Source organism: Paenibacillus lactis, assembly GCF_017873605.1.
GTDB classification, from domain to species: domain Bacteria; phylum Bacillota; class Bacilli; order Paenibacillales; family Paenibacillaceae; genus Paenibacillus_AQ; species Paenibacillus_AQ lactis.
Window position 1 is genome coordinate 217,183 of the sequence record NZ_JAGGKI010000001.1, and the last position, 18,877, is coordinate 236,059.

Here is an 18,877-nt window from a genome sequence, read left to right on the forward strand (position 1 = left end):
CTGCCTTGGCATAGCCGCCGGACTTGGCGGTTACTGCCAGGATAGGAGGAGTGACCTACTTTATGACAACCATTACACAGGATCTGATTCACATTCAGGCGGGCGATCTTTGCTTTAGTTTCTGGCAAAGCGGTGACTTATATAAAGCCGTAAGCGGAAATACAATGATCAATCAGCTGATCTCCAGTCCGCTGGACGGCTCCATGAACAATATCTATTTGCGAATTCACAATGAAGCGGGCATAACCAGTTATCCCCTGCTCGGTATTCATTCCTCCAGTAAAGTAAGCACGGGAAAAGGAATGATCGTCTGGGAGGGTACAGCGGAAGACGTGGAATACAAGGTTTCGTTCGTACTCCAGCCGGAGGGCATCTGGTTCTGGGATGTTCAGACCCGTGGACAAGGCCAAGTCATTGACATCATCTACGGACAGGATGTAGGAATTGCTGACATTGGAGCGGTTCGCAGCAATGAAGCTTATCTGTCCCAATATATTGATTACCGCGTCTTTGAGCACAGTGAACAGGGTTATGTGGTATGTTCCCGCCAAAACCAACCCCAAGGCGGTGCCTTCCCTTATCTCCAGCAAGGTTCACTTTCGGGAGCTTCAGCATATTCAACGGACGGCTTTCAATTCTTCGGACTTTCGTACAAGGAAACGAACACGCCGGTCTCCCTGAATCAGGAGAAACTGGCCTGTGAAGTGTACCAATATGAATTTGCCTATACCGGACTCCAGTCTGAACAGAAGACCTTGAACGGTGAAGAGCGTTTTGTATTTTATGGCCTCTTTAAAGGAGATCACCCGGCTGCTGTTGAGGAGCTTGAATACTTAACGGAGGTTCAGCAAGCTTGGCAGTCCTATGAGAATCAGACTTCCAAGCATAAGCTCGAGCCCCTCCCCGCCACTCGTCTTAAACCGTACATCGGCGAACCGCTGCAAGCGCTCGAGTTGTCCGAAGAAGAAATCAGTGCGCGTTTTCCAGTAGGCAGCAGACATCAGGAGGAGCGAAATCAGGGTAACCTGCTGGCTTTCTTCACAGATACCTATGAACATATCGTTCTGAAGCAAAAAGAAATGCTCGTTGAACGCCCGCATGGGCATATTCTGTTGAGCGGCGACAACCTGAAGCTCGGTGCTGAAGTGATGGCAACTACCTCTTTCATGTACGGCATCTTCAACTCCCATGTCGTGGTTGGCAACACGAATATGAATAAAATGATGAGCAATTCCCGCAGCGCACTCAATGTGCCAAAAACGTCGGGCCAGCGGATTTATGTAGAAAAGGACGGAACGTATCATCTGCTGACGATGCCGTCTATGTTCGAAATCGGCTTTAACTATGCTCGCTGGTACTATAAAACGGAAGACGACATGCTGATCATTACGAACTATACGGTGCTGGATGCCCCCGAAGTGCGGCTGCATGTCCGATCGGAGAATGGAATCCCGTACAATTATCTAGTCACGAATCATGTGACGATGAACGTTAATGAGTACGAAACTCCGGTACACATGACAGAAGAAGCCGGAGTGCTGACGTTCCACTCCGATACGAATCCTGTATCGGCCAAAGCTTATCCGGAATTGCAATACCGCCTTTGGGTTGACGGTGCAAAGGTAACGGTTGGAGATGAAACGACGATGGCTGACGGTGTGGCACCGGGCTCCTCTTCCCTGGTAACCCTCCGTCTGGATCGCACAAGCGATTGGACACTTACGATCCAAGGCCTGCTGGAGGGCAAGACCATTCCAGACCGGCCGCGCAGCGCATCCGAAGAAATCATTCGTTACCGCGAATACTATCGCCGCGTCATGAACGGCTTCCATCTCTCGCGTCCCGGAGATGATGCAAATTCATTATTCAAAGTAAACGCACTAGCCTGGTGGTATACGCATAATATGTTCGTCCATTACTCGTCTCCTCACGGCTTGGAGCAATACGGAGGCGCAGCCTGGGGAACACGTGATGTCTGTCAGGGACCTGTCGAATATTTTATGGCTACACAAAAATATGAGCAGGTGAGAGATATTCTCAAAATGGTATACTGTCATCAATACGAGGATGGCGGAAACTGGCCGCAATGGTTTATGTTTGACCGGTATTTCGCCATACAGCAGGAAGAGAGCCACGGCGACATCATTGTATGGCCGCTGAAAGTACTAAGCGACTATTTAACGGTCACGCAGGATTTCAGCATCCTGGATGAACAAGTTCCTTATACTTTGAAGCATTCTTTCCAGTTCACGGAGAATAAAGCGTCGATTCTGGAGCATGCCAAAAAAGAAATCGAATATATACGCAGTCATTTTCTGCATGATACCCATCTATCCTCCTACGGAGACGGTGACTGGGACGATACCCTCCAGCCTGCCAATGCGCAGCTTAAGCAGTTTATGGTCAGCAGCTGGACAGTAGCCCTGACTTATCAAACGATGAAGCAGCTCTCTACAGCTCTGCAATCGTTTGATCAAGAACTGGCAGACACAATATCTGATATTGCAGCAAATATCGGGCAGGATTTCAAGAGGTACATGCTGAACAATGATGTTATACCTGGATTCCTCTACCTCGAGGATCCGGAACAACCTAAGCTTATGTTACACCCTGAGGACCAGGACACCGGTATACAGTACCGGCTGCTCCCCATGACCCGCAGCATGATTGCCGAACTCCTCGAACCGGAGCAAGCCCGTTCCCATTACGAGCTTATTCAGAGTACATTGCTGTTCCCGGACGGCGTGCGTCTGATGAACCGTCCAGCCTCTTATAAAGGCGGCGTTAGCACACATTTTAAGCGGGCGGAACAGGCTTCCAATTTCGGGCGCGAAGTAGGCTTACAATATGTCCATGCCCATATCCGTTACATCGAAGCGATGGCGAAGCTTGGACATGGAGAGGATGTATGGAAAGGGCTTGAAACGATTAACCCTGTCGGTATCCAAGAGGTGGTACCGAATGCGGCAATTCGCCAGAGCAATGCTTATTTCAGCAGCTCTGACGGCAAGTTCAATACCCGCTACGAGGCTCAAGAGCATTTTGATGACTTGCGCAGCGGAAAAGTGGAGGTCAAGGGCGGCTGGCGAATTTATTCCAGCGGACCGGGGATCTACATGAACCAGTTAATTTCAAACGCCCTCGGCATCCGTCAGGATCGCGGCGACCTGGTATTGGATCCGGTTATACCCGTCAGCATGGACGGACTTCATTTTGACTATGAATTCGCCGGCACCAAGGTAACCTTTATCTACCACGTTACGGGCAACAGCATCAGCCGCGTTGTGATGAACGGGACCGAGCTGACAGCTGAGCGTATCACTAACCCTTACCGAGAAGGCGGTCTACGCGTTTCCAGACAGCAATTCGAACAGATGATTCAGGGACGGAACAGGATTGAAATCTTCATGTAGTCTGCAATCCCGCCAGGGATTGGTTTATGAACGAAGGAGCGAGCAAAATTGGTAAGTATTAAGGATATCGCAAAAAAAGCCGGTGTTTCGATATCGACCGTATCTTATGCCCTCAACGGCAGCAGTAAAGTGACGGATGAGACGAGCTCTCGAATTTTGGCCATCGCTCAGGAACTGAACTATATACCGAATGCGGCAGCCAGAACGCTTAAAAAGCGAGAGTCCAAAATCATAGGCGTCTTTCTGACGGATTTCAAAGGAGAAGTGTACGGAGATCTGCTGGATGGCATGAAGGAAGTCGCCAACACGCAAGGCTATGATCTGATTGTATGCAGCGGCAAGCAGTCCCACCGAATGCTTCCCGAGCGGATGATTGACGGTGCCATTATTCTTGATCAGGCCTTCGAAAGCGAAGAGCTGCTGGAATATGCGGATCGCAATCACAAAATCGTTGTTTTAGACCGCGAGCTCGATCACAAAAACATCAATCAGGTGCTTCTAGACAATAAAGCAGGCGCTACGCTCGCTATGGAATATTTGATCGAACGCGGGCATCAGAAGATGTATATCGTTACCGGTCCGCCGGGATCCTTCGACTCCATGCAGAGAATGAAGGCCGTTAAACAGGCCCTGGACCGGGTAGATCACATCGAGTGGATCGAAATCGAGGGAGATTTCAAGAAAAGCGGCGGTGAAAAAGCGGCTAAACAAATCATAGCGGACTATAAGGATCCGGTAGCCGTATTCTGCCTAAATGATGAGATGGCCATCGGGCTTTGCAACCAAATAACCGAAAATTCTTCTCTGGTCATTGGCGAGCAGATTCATTTAATCGGCTTTGATAATATTGAGCTGACCCGCTATATGCAGCCGCGCTTGGCAACGATCGATTACTCCAAACGCAAGTGGGGGGCCCTTGCAGCCGAGCAGCTGATCAAGTTGATCGCTGGGGATACCGTTGAGAATGAACGCATCTACGTCACCCTGGTCGAAGGCGAATCGGTTGGATACGCCGTCAAATAATTTAACAGTACTAATATAAATATCTAAAGAGGGGTGTCCCAAAAGAAAATTTGGAACCCCCACAGCAATAAAGTAGGATGGTATTCGAAAGAAATTAAGGAGCTAAGCGATTTATTCTCGCTTAGCTCCTTGTCTTTTGGCGTCGACGGAGGCATTGACGACTTGAAATTCAGCAGGCCACCCGGCCTGCTCTCTATCCAACCTTATTAGCATTCGTCTTGCTTGAAGCAATCACTTATAGCGGCAGGGTTTCCTTCGAAACGCCTCGCTGCCCGTCCACCTGTAAACGGCCGTCATCACCCAGGATGACGCTGCGGCTGATCCGGGCATGGACAACAAACGAGGCGAATGACAGCACCGCCGTGGCTGCGGCCAGCCAAGCCACCGGCGTCAATCCGCCGCCGTCATACATCGTGCCCATCGCGTACGGGCCAAGCACCCGCCCGGCTGCCCCCATTCCTCCGGCTACGCCTATGTAGAACGGGGCCGCCCGGCCGGCCCGCTCCGATATGAACGCCGGAATCGCCGGCGAGATCAGCATTTCGCCAAGGGTCGCCAGCACCATCGCCAGCACCATGCCCGGATAGCTGTGCATGGCGACGATGACAAGGTAGGCGGACAAATAGAATAAGGCGCTGACGGCCATCTGGCTGCTCTCCGTCCGGGCGAACCAGCGCTTGATCAGCTTGGTTACGGGCTGTGCCGCAAAGATCAGAATGCCGTTAAGCGTCCACAGATAGCCGTAAGCAGTCTTGGACATCCCTTCCGAAATGATGAAGGGCGACACGCCCGTGTTCCAGATGGAATTGCCGAACCAGAGAAACAGCGAGCCAAGCCCCATATAGAGGTAAATGCGCGTGTGCCCGAGAAGTGCCCATGTCCCTGGCCCTGCTGCGAGGGGCGCCCTCAGCTTCGGGTGCCGGTCTTCCTGCTGCACGGCGCCGCCATCCAGCTTGGTCAGATAGGACAAGAAGAAGATAGCGAAGCCGAGCGAGGTCACGCCGTTCAGCACAAAGCTCAAGTGATACGAAATTTCCGCCAGAAATCCGCTCATGGCGGTGCCCAGGGCAACGCCGATATTATTCGCTACATAGATCACGTTAAAGAGCTCCCCGCGCCGATCGGCAAACCGGAATCCGATAAACGCCTGGATCGCCGGCATCGATACGGCATTGCAAAAGCCGATGAAGCCCATCATCGCCACGAACAAGCCCCATAAGCCGTTAATGAACGGCAGGGTGAACAAACCCAGCGCATTCAAGAGGAGAGAGCCCACGATAAGCCGTTTCACGCCGACCCTGTGATACAAGCCCCCGCCCACCAGCTGACCGGCGATTCCTCCAAGCGATTGAATCAGGATGACGAAGCCTGCATCCTGCATGCTCCGTCCCAATTCGTCGAACACGTACATCGTGGTGAGCGGCCACATGAGCGAGCCGCCGGCCGAGGCCACGAGACTTGCCACAAGAAAACCTTTTACTTCCTTAGGGTACTGCTCCAACCATTTCATCGTCTCAATCTCCCAGCAGCCTCGCAAGCAGTATTCAGCAGTTAATGCCATGATCATTATCCAAATAAAAAAGCCCTTGGCGGGCTTGAATAGGTATCACTCGCAGGGCAATGGGCAGGATGCCACTCCCGCTTCTGCTGCAGCTTACATAACCTGTAACTTTGTGCTTGCCCAATCTCTAGTATCGCCGAAAGCGATGTAATTTCGCAAGCACATTTAGTGACGCTTTAATCGAGCAGCGAAACAGGACCGCTTCAGCTGCCCTGCTGCTCCGTTTTCCGCTCATCGCTCCGGTGCCCCCGTCTCCTCTTCGCAGGAATCCGGATTTGTACCGAGGTTCCGATGCCGACCCGGCTAAAGATGCTTACGCCATACTCGGGGCCGTAATGCAGCTTCACCCGCTCGTCGATATTCCGAATGCCGCAGCCGACATGGCTGTGATCCCCCGGATCGAAGATCTCGCGGATGCGTTCCGGCTTCATGCCCAGACCATCGTCGATGACCCGGTAGAGGATCGTGTCCCCCTCCTTCTTCACCAGCACCCGGATATGAATCCGGTCTCCGCTCCAAGCATGCTTCAGCGTATTTTCGATGAATGGCTGCAAAATCAGCTTGACGGTCTCGTAGGGCCAGATGTCCGGATCGATGTCGAAGGCAACCTCCATGCGCCTACCGTATTTCACCTTCTGGATATCCAGATAAGCCGAAGCCTGTTCGATCTCCGCGGCGATCGGAATCATCGTTCGGCCGGAATTCAGCGTCAGCCGGTAAAACTGCGCCAGCTGGACCACCATCTGCTGAAGCTTCTCCGTCTCGCCGAACTTGGCCAGCTGATTGATGGACGACAGCGTGTTATACAAGAAATGCGGATTGATCTGCGCCTGCAGCATCTCCAGCTCCGCCTCCTTCTTCTGAAGCTGGGTAAGATACACCTTATTGATAAGCGCTTCGATATCTTCCCCCATGGCGTTGAGCGCATCGGCGATCTGCGGAAATTCTCCCCGTCCCCGGTATTTGATCCGCTTGTTCAGGTTTCCTTCCCGGAAGGCGTTCAGCACGGATACGATCTTCGTAATTCGAATGGACAGATACCGGGACATGAGAAATCCCGTCAGGACGAATAGAATGACGCACGCCAAACAGATAAGAATAAAGACGGTGCGAACGCGCTTGGCCTCCTGCTCGATAATGTGAAGCGGGACCTCCGCAACGAGTCTCCAGGACTGCTGGGGAAGCTGTTCCTCCAAGACCAAAGCATTGTTCTTGGCGTCTGCCGCCGGTAGCGGGTCCATACCGGTTTTAAGACCATGGGCTTGAACGCCCCCGCCCGGTCTCCCGGAGGAATAAAGGACGTTCCCGGAGGCATCGACCACCGTCAGCGTGCTGCCTTCTCCCAGCTTCTTGTAATCTACGCTTTCGAACAACTCGGACAGGCGGACGCTGAACCGCATGATTCCCACTTCCTTGATCTCGAGCAGGTTCCCCATATCCACGATCCGCCGGATCAGCGAAATTCTGCCGTCCGTTTGATCCTCCTCGACCTGCCGCCACAGCATGGTTTTATTGTAGCTCTCTTCAGGAAGCTCTTCATACCAGCGCTTATTATAAATGCGATCCATATGATAGACATTGTAGGTTTGTTCACTGTAATCTTCGCGTCCTCCCCACAGCCGGTATATTTCGTCCAAGCTCTTATTATGGAAGTATACGGACAGCCTTAGATTCAGTCCGATTGCTTTGGAGGCGCTTTCCAATTTCGGGATGATGACCTTATTCATCCGGTTATAATTGTCCATCCGCTCGTCCATCCGCTTCACGCTTTGGATCAGGCTTGAGTCATTGTATAAAGTCGCGGAGGTTTGAACGATATCATCGACCTTGTAAGCCACATTATCCCGGATCTGTGCCAGCGTCCCCTGAATATTCTTCCGGGTCTGCCTCCGCATGCTCTCGTCGTACATGGTCTGGGATATATAAAAGTTCGCGGAAACCAAAAGGATAATAAACGCCAGATACGACAGCATCAGCTTGTAACCGATCGGTATGTATCCCGTCCCGCTGCCTTTGCGTTGTCCGGGTTGAAGGAATCGGCGGATCATTCGCTTTCTCTCTTTCGGTATTCCAGCGGTGTGATGCCGAATTTTTCCTTAAACTGCCTGCTGAAATAAGGAAGATACCGGTACCCCACCTGATCGGCCACTTCATAGATTTTCATGCCGGGCTGCTTTAACAGCTCGCAGGCCTTCTCCATCCGAAGCTGCACCAGCAGCTCATTGAACGTATGGCCCGATTTTTCCTTGATTAAATACCCGATATGGCTCGGTGAAAAGGAAAAATGCTGGGCGATATCCCGAATGGTGATATTTTCGCTCATATGCTCCTTGATAAAGCTGATCACGCTCCGGATGAACTTGCTGTCCTTGCTGTTTGCCTTCTCATACAGCTTCTCCGATATTTCGAACATGCGCCGGACCAGCCAGCCCCGGATATCGTTCACCGTCTCAAACTGCATCAGAATATCCAAGTGCTGCATCTCCATGCCGAGCAATTCGAACAAATCCTCATCTTTGCTGCTTAAATATTGATCAAGCTTCCAGATGATATAGCTGGACATATTGTGTACGGTAAATCGGGAACGCAGTCTCTTGACCGAATCAAACCATTTATCGAGCTCATCGCAAATCCGGACCAGCTCGTAATCCTCCATCGCTGCAAGCAGGCTCTTCATCCGTTCATCCAGCATCCGGGCATCCAGCATGGCCGGCTCGGCCCGTACATCCTCGTACTTGATCACGGTGCCCTTGCCCAAAAACATTTTGCCCTCCACCGCCTCTACGGCCTGCCTGTGCGATGCTTGAAGATCATCCGGCCCTTTAGCGGTTCCGCCGATTCCAGCGGTGACGGTTGCAGGCAATTGCCGACGGATCCGGTCAACCAAGTCCCGTACCATAGCGTCGGACTCGGCTTCCTCCAACAGCAGCGCGATCCGCTGGGAGGACAGCTTGCACCAAGTGACGATCCCGAGGGCCAATACGCTGTCCTGCACATGCTGCAAAAACTTGCGGGTCGTCTCCCGCTGCGAGGACATCCCTCCCGCCTGCTCCCACGGCAAATTGTCCAGCTCGATGACCGCTACCCGCACCGGCCAATGCATCCGGTCAAGCCCGTACGATACCATCTGTTTGGCCAGTGCTTCGCTGTCATCACTGTCCTCCCGTTCCAGCAGCCTTATCAGAATGTCGCTTTTGACAATCGGGATCATTTCCTGATAGGCCGTTTCCACTTCGCGCTGCTTGATCTCTTCATCCAAATCCCGCTTTGCTTTCAATAAAGAGGATACCAGCTCGCTATCGTTCATTGGCTTCAGAACATAGCTGTATGCCTTGAGGGATAACGCCTGCTGAACATAACTGAACTCCTGATAGCCGCTGACGAATATGATCCTGATGCTCGGCTTGCGTTCAAGCGCGATTCGGGCCAGCTCAAGCCCCGACATATAAGGCATATTTACGTCACTGACAAGAATGTCGATGTCTTCCTTCTCAATGATGTCGCATGCCGACAAGGCGTTGTTCACACTCCCCCTCACCACCATATTCAGGTCGGACCAAGGGATAAACCTCCTCATTCCCTCCAAATCAAGCTCCTCATCATCGACCAACAGAACCTTATACATGCCATCCCCCCTGTTCGAAATCGATCACAAAAGGAGGCCGCGGCGCTTCTGCGAAAGCCGCTGTGCTTTCCTGCCTGCGCCTGCGCCTGCTCCTCGCTCTTCCGTTCGTCTCTCTCTGCCTGTAAATTCCGTGATGTTTAACGCTCTCTTGCCGAAACCGGCAGTTACGTCTAACCACAAAGCCCTGTCTTTTGAAGCATCCTCCATCAAAACGGAGATATCCCAAAGAATCCACCCGCGGATTCTTTGGGACGTTGGGATAAGAATGGATAATATGTCCAGCAAGAGAAACTAGATTATTTCTGCATTTTGGCGAGGTTTTCTTGCCATTTGACCGTACGCCATTCCAGGAGCCTGTCATAACCCAGATCCATCAAGTCTTTATTGCCCTGGTCGAGGATTTTGTCGACTTCCTCGTCGCTTGCAGCCATGGACGACTTGGCATAGATCTCAAGGAACAATTCATCCACCGAAGTCCGGATAATGCCTTCCTCGGAATCGGTTGGCGGATTCAGTCCGGTAAACTCGGTCACATTCAATTGAGTCGGCCAGGTGATGGTCTGCTGATAACGTGCGACCCAGTCCTGCTCCTCAACCGGAAGGCTCTCCATGTACTTCCATTTGGCAGGGTCGATATAGCTGGTATTGCCCACGAACATCACTTTATCATTCTTGGTTTGAATCTCCGCCACTTCTTTCGGATCATAGTTCTCCGTGAAGTTCGGCTTGCCTTCTTCATCAAATCCTTTCCAGTTCTTCCCTTCCGGACCGAAGAACTGGACATTCATGCCTTCAGGTCCGGTATACCAATCAAGGAATGCAAAAATGGCTTCAGGGTCTTCGGCAGCCGTCGTGATATAAGCGGCATTCCAGCCGAAGCTGGTATACGTTCCCGGGTAAATTTTGTTCTTATCCAAACCTTCCTTCCGGATCGGCCAAATCATGAAGTAGCCGGCATTCGGATCCGTCTTGGTTAATTCCTTGTGCGCCTCGCTGGCGAAGAGCGTAGGGTTCGCCGAAGCATAGACGGCTACTCTTCCGGTCATGACCTTCTCCTTAACCTGATCCTCCGTCTGGTTGAACGCATCCTGGGAGATCAGCTTTTCCCGATACAGCTTGGAAATATATTTCTGGGCTTCGCGGAATACCGGATCGGTTAGCAGCGATGTCAGCTTGCTGTCTTTCGGAACCGCCAGCAGATTCGCGTTCAGGTTCGTGTAGCTTGCTCCTTCTCCAAACGCGGTGTACAGCACGCCCAAACCTTGTCTTTCCTGGGCCCGATGCGGCTCGAACGGCACCACTTGGTCTCCGTACTTTTCTTTTACCTTGACCAGGTAGTTGTAGAGATCGTCGGTTGTTTCCAGTTTGGGTGAACCAAGCTCCTCATAGATTTTCTTGTTCACGGCATATCCCGCATTTCCGAAAGGACGGGAGGAGTACCAGTTCGGAAAGCGGTACAGCTTGCCGTCTGCCGAACGGAGCAGGTTCAAATCATCTCCCATCCAGGTCTTCAGATTCGTGTACTTATCCAGATAATCATCATAAGGAACGAGCTTGCCGGCCTTCTCCAGCCGGTCCATGTCCGGGTGGTCCCGGTCCGTCCAGATCATGTCAGGCAGATCATCGGAGGCCATCATGGCGCTCAGCTTTTGCGTATGGGCTCCGGCAGCTTTGATCATGTCAATCTTGACCTCCTTCTCCTCGCTGAGATATTTACCGATCGGCGTGCTTTCCCATTTAGGGAAGTCGGTATCCTGGTAATGGGCGTATGCGCTGAACTGGAGCGGCTTCTCTCCCAGCACCCACTTATCTTCTGTATTTTCTTTAGGCGGTTCATTCGGCTGTTCATTGGTCTTCGGTGGATTGTTTGTTGGCGGCGGCGAGCCTTCGTTGGACTTGGTGCATCCCGTCATGACGGTAACGAGCACCAGCAGCGCCGATGCCATGACCAGGAGCGGCTTTTTCATCTTGCTCATTCTCTTAACCCCTCTCATTCTCGAATTATATATGTTCAAAGCTGTTCGCCTTAAACCGATGCCAGGATTACTCTTTCAGCGAGCCTACGAGCACGCCCTTGACAAAATACTTCTGTACGAAAGGGTACACGAGGATAATCGGAGCGGTGACCACGATCATCATCGCCATCGTCAGCGATTTCGAGCTGGTGTTCTTGGAGCTTTCGATCAACGCAAGCGCGCTGCTGTCGATAGCGGAGCTTTGCGCGGTTTTGATATTGGCGTTCAGGGTCTCCCGCAATATCGTCTGGATCGGCAGCAAATCCTCGTTGGTGATATAGATGCTTGGCAGGAACCAGTCGTTCCAGTGACCGACCGCCGTGAGCAGCGCCAAGGTCGCGATGACCGGCCCCGAGAGCGGAAGCACGATCCTGAAAAAGGTCCCCCAATTGCTGCACCCGTCAATATGCGCAGACTCTTCCAGGCCGACCGGCAGCCCTTTAAAGAACGTGCGGAAGATGATCATATTCCAGACGCTCACCATAGAAGGAATGATAAACACCAGGAACGTATCCATCAGGCCGAGGGACCGGATCAGAAGGTAGGTCGGGATCAAGCCTCCGCTAAAGTACAGGGTGAATATAAAGAAGGTCATGTAGAAGCTCCTACCATACAAATAAGAGCGGGTCATTCCGTATGCCACGATAGCCGTCATCAGAATCGAGGTGGCGGTTCCGACGACCGTCCGGGCGATCGAGATCATAAACCCGTTGATCAGACGCTCATCCTGCAGGATCACCTGGTAATTCTCCAGCGTGAATTGACGCGGCCAGAACGTGATGCCTCCTTTGGAGGTATCCACGCCGACGTTGAAGGAGATCGCCACCGCGTTCCAGAATGGATAGAGCGCTGAGAAGGCCAATAAACCAAGCAGAACGTATATGACGGCAAGCATGACCTTGTCTCCGAAGCTGATTCTTTTTAACATGCTGTACCTCCTAAGCTTGCGAATCTTACCACAGACTGTTGCCGGATCGGCGGGCCATGTAGTTGGCAATCGTCAAGAGCGTGACGCTGACGATGGCTTTGAATAGCCCGATGGCGACAGCATAGGAATAGCGGTGTGTGCCTAGCCCCACGCGGTAGACGTACGTATCGATAACATCGGACACCGGCCTCAGCACCGGATTCGTTGCGAGAAGCAGGATATCCTCAAATCCCGCATTGACCAGGTTGCCAATGGCAAGAATCATGAAAATAATGACAACCGGCATGATGGAAGGCAGCGTAATGTTGAAAATCTGCTTGAATTTGCTTGCGCCGTCGATATCGGCTGCTTCATACAGTGCCGGGTCGATCCCTGCGATGGCAGCCATAAACACAATGGAGTTGAACCCGATTTCCTTCCACACATTCGCCGAGATTAGAATCGACCAGAAATATTCCTTCATGCCGAGGAAGTTAATCGGCTCGTTGATCAAACCTACGCTTTTCAGAAGCATGTTGACGCTTCCATTCTCTGTGGACAGCATCGACATCGTCAGACCGGCCACGATGACCCAAGATAGAAAATGAGGCAAATAGGTAAGCGTCTGGACCGTCCGTTTAAAGAACATATGGCGGACTTCGTTCAGCATAAGCGCCAGCAAAATCGGTGCCGGGAAGCCGATAAAGAACTTTAGCAAACTGATGACGAGGGTATTGCGGATCAGCCGCTCAAACTCCGGCGCGTTGAAGAAGGCTTCGAAATGCTTGAAACCGACCCATGGATTCTCCCAAATTCTCGAGCCCGTAAACAGGTTGTAATCCATAAATCCGGTAATCACCCCGTACATCGGCAAATATGAGAATATGAAGACGAGGATGACTCCGGGAATGACCATAAGCTGGACATCCCATTGTTTCATGAAGCGGCGCAAGAAGCTGGAGCTGTGGATTCGGGGCCCCGGGGTAACCGTTGCCGGCCGCTGTTTCGGTGCAGATTGGGACATGTTGTTCCTCCCGCTTGAAAAATATAGTCAAGGCGCATGCGAACATCCTTGCGACACACGTTAACGCCAGCCTAAGGGCTGCGGTCTTTCGGACTTAAGGACATTCTAACCTTGGCGATGGGGTGAAACTATATAACAAACCCGCGATTTTTTATACTTCTGACGGATGATCGGTACGGACACAGCTTGAAAAAGTATAAAGTCTGCCTGCCCACGGCATAAAAAAAGATGCCGCCTAATGATAGACGGCATCTTGATCTTATCAATTACTTTTTTTGTATCGGTTAAATGGATCGTTTCAGGGCATTGCCCATCGCATTTGAAGCACTGCACCCCGCGCATTCATTTAGCTCCGTACCGCTTACGGCATTCGCGCATATTCCGATATCGGGGAGAGGCCTCCCCTTCGGCTTATGTGCGCTTGATCTCGACAACGGTCGAGAAGAAGGTTGCCCCCTCACCCATGTCTGCCAGCCTGTCCGGCGTAAGGGCATTGGCCCGCTGCTTCCGGCCCTCGCCTTCCCACCAGAGGCCTTGGCTGACCACGGTGCCCGGCAGCATCTTATCCACCACTTTGGCGCGAGCCTCGTAGGTTCCGCGATCGTTGAACACAACGATCGGATCGCCGTCGGCAATCCCGCGCTGCTCCGCATCCTCGGGATGGATCTGGAGCGTCGGCTCCTTCTCCATCTTCTGATGCTTCTCGACATTGGCAAAGGTCGAGTTCAAGAAATTGTGGTTCGGCGGGGAAATGAACATCAGCGGATACCGGTTCCCCCGTCCGCGCCGCACCCCGTCATAGCCTTCCTTCAGCGGCACATAGGTCGGCAGCGGCGGAAGCTTGGCTTCCGCCAGTCTGGCCGAATACAGCTCGATCCGTCCCGAAGGGGTCGGAAGCCGGTCCAGGAAGCTCTCGAGAGGCGTCATGTCCAGCTTGACATGGCGCTCTGCCTTCAGCCTGTCCAGGGTCACTCCGTTTAAATACGGATTATCGGGATTATCAAGCGCACGGGCAATCATCTCTTCTTCCGATTCCCGGAAGGCTTCTTCCTCAAATCCCATTGCCCGGCCGAGCAGGGAGAACAGCTCAACATTGCTCTTGCTTTCCCCCTGCGCCGGAATAACCGGCTCCTGAAGCTGAACGTATTGGTGCCAGTACGAGGCGTACAGGTCCGTGCTTTCAAAGGAGGAGGTGGCCGGCAATACGATATCCGCATACTTGGCCGTGTCCGTCATGAATAAATCGTGAACGACCGTGAACAGATCCTCCCGCGCAAAACCCTCCCTCACGCGCTCCGTATCCGGAGCAACCACCAGCGGGTTGCTGCAGTAAACGAATACCGAGCGGATCGGCTTCTCGGTCATGGCCAGCGCTTCCCCGATCCGGTTCATATTAATCGTGCGCGCACCCGGGTTCGGCCGCAGATCCGGCCGTTCCAAAGCCTCGCTGTTCATGCTGTTGTAACCCCCGTTTGATTTGGCGGCCCCGCCGCCCCGCTTGAGCCACTGCCCGGTCAGCGCCGGCAGGGCCGCAATGCTCCGCACCGTCATGCCGCCGTTATCATGATGCTGCAGACCGTTGCCGATGTGAATGTAAGACACGCCGGCACGGCCGTACAGCTCGGCCAGCTTCGCCACATCGTCGGCCGGAATGCCCGTTACGGAAGACACGTATTCCGGCGTGTACGTCTTCACATGCTCCCTCAGCTCCTCATGGCCGATCGTATAACGTTCCATGAACGCCTCATCCACCAGCCCGTCCCGGAACAGGACGTGCATGATCCCGACGGCAAGCGCGGCATCCGTACCGGGATACAGCGGAATGAACCAATCCGCCCATTGGCCGGTCTGATTTTTATGAACATCGATGACGACGACCTTCGCGCCCCGCTTGCGGGCTTTTTCGGCGAGCACCACCTGATGCATGTTCGTGCTGACGATATTGCCGCCCCAGACGATGATCACATCGGCGTTCACCGTGTCTTCAGGGACCGTCCCCCCGTTGAAGCCCATGACCGATTTCCAGCCTTCGTTTCCGGCCGAATTGCAAATGGACTGCTTCAGCTTGCTGGCGCCCAGCCTGTTGAAGAAGCGGCGGTCCATGCCGTCTACGCTCAAGATGCCCATGTTCCCGTAGAAGCTGTAAGGCAGGATGCTTTCCGGACCATCCGATGCAATCAGCGCCTTGTACCGGTCCGCGATTTCCCGGATCGCCTCGTCCCAGCTGATCCGCTCAAATGAGCCGGCCCCTTTCGGGCCGGTCCGGCGCAGCGGATACAGGACACGCTCCGGATGGTATACCCGGTGAGCCATATTGCGGACTTTATTGCAGATCGCGCCTTGCGTGATCGGATGGTCGGGGTTGCCTGTAACCTTTACGATTTTCCCGTTCTCTTTATGCAGCAGCAGGCTGCAAGTATCCGGACAATCCAGCGGGCAAACCGCCGGAAATACGCCGTGTTTCTGATGAATCAATTTGTCCTCTCCCCCTTGTCCTCCAGCCTCTTTCGTATCCCCTTATCTTAAAAAAAATCAGCCTTATCGTAAAGTCATACATTTTTTTCTAAAGATGTGATTCACCCCTCGAACTCCCGGGTATATTTCTATCAAGAGCAAGGATGAGAAACCCAGACCCTTTCTCCTCCTCGCCATATCATGGACCACTCCCAAAAATTCGCCATGCATGTATCTCCTCCCCCGAGATACGGCATGGCGAATTTACATTACGGCCGGCTCAAGAAGCGGCCGCGAATGCTCTCTTCGGCTTGCTTCTTCGATAGGAGCATCCTCTTTTATCTGCACGCCTACCTTTTCCCCTCACCGCGTTTTCTGCTTTCCCTACCGCGCTTTCAGTTTCCAAATCTTCGCATTCAGCGATTTATTGCGTAAATCTGCAAAATAATGATCCCGCGAAAGTCCGTATCCTATGTAATCGCTTACTTATGGATCATTCGGTTCCTTACTGCCGAAAATAGCGGCAAAAGGCCGTTTTACAATCGAATGCCGCAGGCGTAATATACTATTCAGATTTCAAATCCAATATAATCTCACAGTTGATTCGCCGAATTTCCAGAGAGGAAAATGGGGGAACCGAAGCGTATGCCTGCCGATGCGGCAGCCATACTATGGGGTGAATCCTGAATAACCGCGGCCGGTCCCGCGCGGCATCAGGTAGGGCGACTCTCGCGCCCGAATCCGACAGCTAACCTCGTAGGCGTTAATGGGAGGGTTGTGAACTTGTGCAAAAAACACAGGCTCTAACCTGTGTTTTTTCTATGCCAAAAATCGAAAAATCGAAATGGAGATGCATCCCATGCCCGGCCCTTGACCATTCACCCAAGCCACATAGCTTTATGCTTTTTTAGGGAGAACGACCCAAAATCCAAATCGAATCGGTGGTGAAACACGATGCTATCTTCCATCAAGCGCTTCCTCATCGGAAGACCGCTCAAATCCAATGAATTAGGCGATCAAAAATTGAATAAAACCAAGGCCCTGGCGATTTTGTCATCCGATGCCCTGTCATCCGTCGCCTACGGCCCCGAGCAAATCCTGCTGGTGCTGATGACTGTCGGCGCGGCTGCCTATTGGTATTCCATCCCGATCGCCATCGGCGTTCTCGTCTTATTGCTGGCGCTGATCCTATCGTACAGACAGATCATCTTCTCTTATCCGCAGGGCGGTGGAGCCTATGTCGTGTCGAAACGGAATCTGGGCATGTATCCAGGCCTCGTTGCCGGAGGCTCCTTGCTCGTCGACTATATCCTAACCGTTGCGGTCAGCGTATCGGCCGGGACGGATGCGATTACGTCGGCTTTTCCCGAGCTTCGTCCCTATAACGTCGGGATCGCCGTGCTGTTCGTCCTGTTTCTTACTGTGCTGAACTTGCGGGGCGTGACGGAATCCGCCTCGATCCTGGCCTATCCGGTCTACCTGTTCGTGCTGGCCTTGTTTATTCTGATCGGCGTCGGTCTCTACGATATTGCAACCGGCCACGCTTCGCCGGACCTGCACACCAAGATCGGCACGCCCGTCGCCGGACTGAGCCTGTTTCTGCTCCTGCGGGCGTTCGCTTCAGGCAGCTCCGCGCTGACCGGGGTCGAAGCCATATCCAACGCCATCCCGAACTTCAAGGAGCCCGCGCCGAACAACGCCGCCAAAACCCTGGCCGCGATGGGCTCCCTGCTCGCCCTGTTATTTTCAGGGATCGTATTCCTGGCCTATTATTACGGGGTCAGCCCCAGCGAAGAGGTGACGGTTGTCTCCCAAATCGCCGAGCATACCTTCGGCCGGAACGCGCTGTATTATTTCATTCAGGGGACTACTGCGTTAATCCTGATCCTGGCCGCCAACACGGGGTATTCGGCATTTCCTCTGCTGGCCGTCAACCTGGCAAAAGATAAGTTCATCCCGCGAATGTTCACGGTCCGGGGGGACCGCTTGGGGTATTCCAACGGCATCATCATCCTTGGCCTTCTGTCCATCGTGCTGATCGTGGCCTTCGAGGGCAAAACCGAGCATCTGATCCCGTTGTACGCCGTCGGCGTATTCATTCCGTTTACTTTGTCGCAGACGGGAATGATGGTGAAGTGGATTCGCGAGAAGCCTCAAGGCTGGATCCCCAAGCTGGTCATTAACACGACGGGGGCTGTTATCAGCTTTGCGGTAACGTTGATCTTTTTCTTCACGAAATTTGCCCAGGTGTGGTCGGTGCTTCTGTTTCTGCCGCTTATCATCTGGATTTTCACCCGGATTCGGAGTCACTATGAAGCGGTCGCCGATCAGCTGCGGATTACGACCTGCGAGCCGGCAAAGCCGATCGAAGGCAACATTATTATCGTGCCGGTAGCCGGCATTACGCATGTGGTGGAGAACTCGCTCAATTATGCCAAATCGCTGTCCGCTGACCAAATCATCGCCGTTTACGTGAATTTTGAACGGGAAGACCAGATTGCTTTCGAGGAAAAATGGAAGAAGTGGCAGCCGGACGTCCGGCTGGTGACGCTGCATTCGCCATACCGAAGCATCATCTCGCCGCTCACTAAATTCATCGACACGGTACAGCGCAAGGCCAGCGAGTCCGACTACCAGGTGACGGTCGTCATTCCACAGTTCATTCCAAAGAAGGGGTGGCACAACTTCCTGCACAATCAGTCGAGCTTGCTCATTCGCGCTCATCTGCTTTACCGGCGGGATGTTATTCTTACAACGGTTCCTTATCATTTGAAGAAATAGCTGCAGCCCGGACCCATGGCGGGGACGGGCTTTTTTCTGCCTTTGCATCCGGTTCGCTTCCCACATCCGCTCCC

The 18,877-nt window shown here is 52.9% G+C and carries 10 protein-coding genes and 1 riboswitch; of the genes, 3 read left to right on the forward strand and 7 right to left on the reverse strand.

What is annotated here, in order from left to right:
• Positions 1-62 precede the first annotated feature (62 nt).
• Positions 63-3,413, forward strand: a complete 3,351-nt coding sequence (locus J2Z18_RS00855; protein ID WP_007128820.1) for a GH36-type glycosyl hydrolase domain-containing protein — start codon at positions 63-65, stop codon at positions 3,411-3,413.
• A gap of 48 nt (positions 3,414-3,461) precedes the next feature.
• Positions 3,462-4,436: a LacI family DNA-binding transcriptional regulator gene (locus tag J2Z18_RS00860; RefSeq protein ID WP_007128821.1), complete on the forward strand. Its 975-nt coding sequence runs from the start codon at positions 3,462-3,464 to the stop codon at positions 4,434-4,436.
• A 235-nt stretch (positions 4,437-4,671) separates the two neighbouring features.
• Here J2Z18_RS00860 and J2Z18_RS00865 read toward each other — a convergent pair whose 3' ends face one another.
• The 7 genes from J2Z18_RS00865 to J2Z18_RS00895 all read right to left on the reverse strand — a co-directional run bounded on the left by J2Z18_RS00865 (position 4,672) and on the right by J2Z18_RS00895 (position 16,043).
• Positions 4,672-5,946: an MFS transporter gene (locus tag J2Z18_RS00865; protein WP_007128822.1), complete on the reverse strand. Its 1,275-nt coding sequence runs from the start codon at positions 5,944-5,946 to the stop codon at positions 4,672-4,674.
• Between the two features lie 254 nt (positions 5,947-6,200).
• Positions 6,201-8,045 carry a cache domain-containing sensor histidine kinase gene (locus J2Z18_RS00870; protein ID WP_210094016.1) on the reverse strand — a complete coding sequence of 615 codons (1,845 nt, stop codon included), beginning with the start codon at positions 8,043-8,045 and terminating at the stop codon, positions 6,201-6,203.
• A complete protein-coding gene (locus tag J2Z18_RS00875) occupies positions 8,042-9,622 on the reverse strand; it encodes a response regulator transcription factor (protein ID WP_007128824.1) in 1,581 nt (526 codons plus the stop codon). The genes J2Z18_RS00870 and J2Z18_RS00875 overlap by 4 nt, the downstream gene beginning before the upstream one ends.
• A gap of 296 nt (positions 9,623-9,918) precedes the next feature.
• Positions 9,919-11,598: an extracellular solute-binding protein gene (locus J2Z18_RS00880; RefSeq protein WP_210094017.1), complete on the reverse strand. Its 1,680-nt coding sequence runs from the start codon at positions 11,596-11,598 to the stop codon at positions 9,919-9,921.
• 67 nt (positions 11,599-11,665) lie between these two features.
• Entirely contained in the window at positions 11,666-12,565 is a 900-nt protein-coding gene (locus J2Z18_RS00885) for a carbohydrate ABC transporter permease (protein WP_144877950.1), read from the reverse strand.
• Positions 12,566-12,590: 25 nt separating this feature from the next.
• Positions 12,591-13,568 carry an ABC transporter permease gene (locus J2Z18_RS00890; protein WP_007128827.1) on the reverse strand — a complete coding sequence of 326 codons (978 nt, stop codon included), beginning with the start codon at positions 13,566-13,568 and terminating at the stop codon, positions 12,591-12,593.
• Between the two features lie 411 nt (positions 13,569-13,979).
• The gene (locus tag J2Z18_RS00895; protein ID WP_210094018.1) at positions 13,980-16,043 is read right to left on the reverse strand and encodes a molybdopterin-containing oxidoreductase family protein; all 2,064 of its coding nucleotides are present in this window, start codon (positions 16,041-16,043) and stop codon (positions 13,980-13,982) included.
• A gap of 574 nt (positions 16,044-16,617) precedes the next feature.
• A riboswitch (cyclic di-AMP (ydaO/yuaA leader) is annotated at positions 16,618-16,800 on the forward strand.
• 176 nt (positions 16,801-16,976) lie between these two features.
• On the opposite strand from J2Z18_RS00895, the gene kimA reads away from it, so the two are divergent.
• Positions 16,977-18,803: a potassium transporter KimA gene (gene kimA, locus J2Z18_RS00900; protein WP_210094019.1), complete on the forward strand. Its 1,827-nt coding sequence runs from the start codon at positions 16,977-16,979 to the stop codon at positions 18,801-18,803.
• Positions 18,804-18,877 lie beyond the last annotated feature (74 nt).

What these genes read in the sequence shown, in the direction of transcription:
- J2Z18_RS00875 (WP_007128824.1), bottom strand. Translation starts at nt 9,622, where the DNA reads ATGTATAAGGTTCTGTTGGTCGATGATGAGGAGCTTGATTTGGAGGGA.
- J2Z18_RS00885 (WP_144877950.1), bottom strand. Translation starts at nt 12,565, where the DNA reads ATGTTAAAAAGAATCAGCTTCGGAGACAAGGTCATGCTTGCCGTCATA.
- J2Z18_RS00880 (WP_210094017.1), bottom strand. Translation starts at nt 11,598, where the DNA reads ATGAGCAAGATGAAAAAGCCGCTCCTGGTCATGGCATCGGCGCTGCTG.
- J2Z18_RS00855 (WP_007128820.1), top strand. Translation starts at nt 63, where the DNA reads ATGACAACCATTACACAGGATCTGATTCACATTCAGGCGGGCGATCTT.
- J2Z18_RS00865 (WP_007128822.1), bottom strand. Translation starts at nt 5,946, where the DNA reads ATGAAATGGTTGGAGCAGTACCCTAAGGAAGTAAAAGGTTTTCTTGTG.
- J2Z18_RS00890 (WP_007128827.1), bottom strand. Translation starts at nt 13,568, where the DNA reads ATGTCCCAATCTGCACCGAAACAGCGGCCGGCAACGGTTACCCCGGGG.
- J2Z18_RS00870 (WP_210094016.1), bottom strand. Translation starts at nt 8,045, where the DNA reads ATGATCCGCCGATTCCTTCAACCCGGACAACGCAAAGGCAGCGGGACG.
- kimA (WP_210094019.1), top strand. Translation starts at nt 16,977, where the DNA reads ATGCTATCTTCCATCAAGCGCTTCCTCATCGGAAGACCGCTCAAATCC.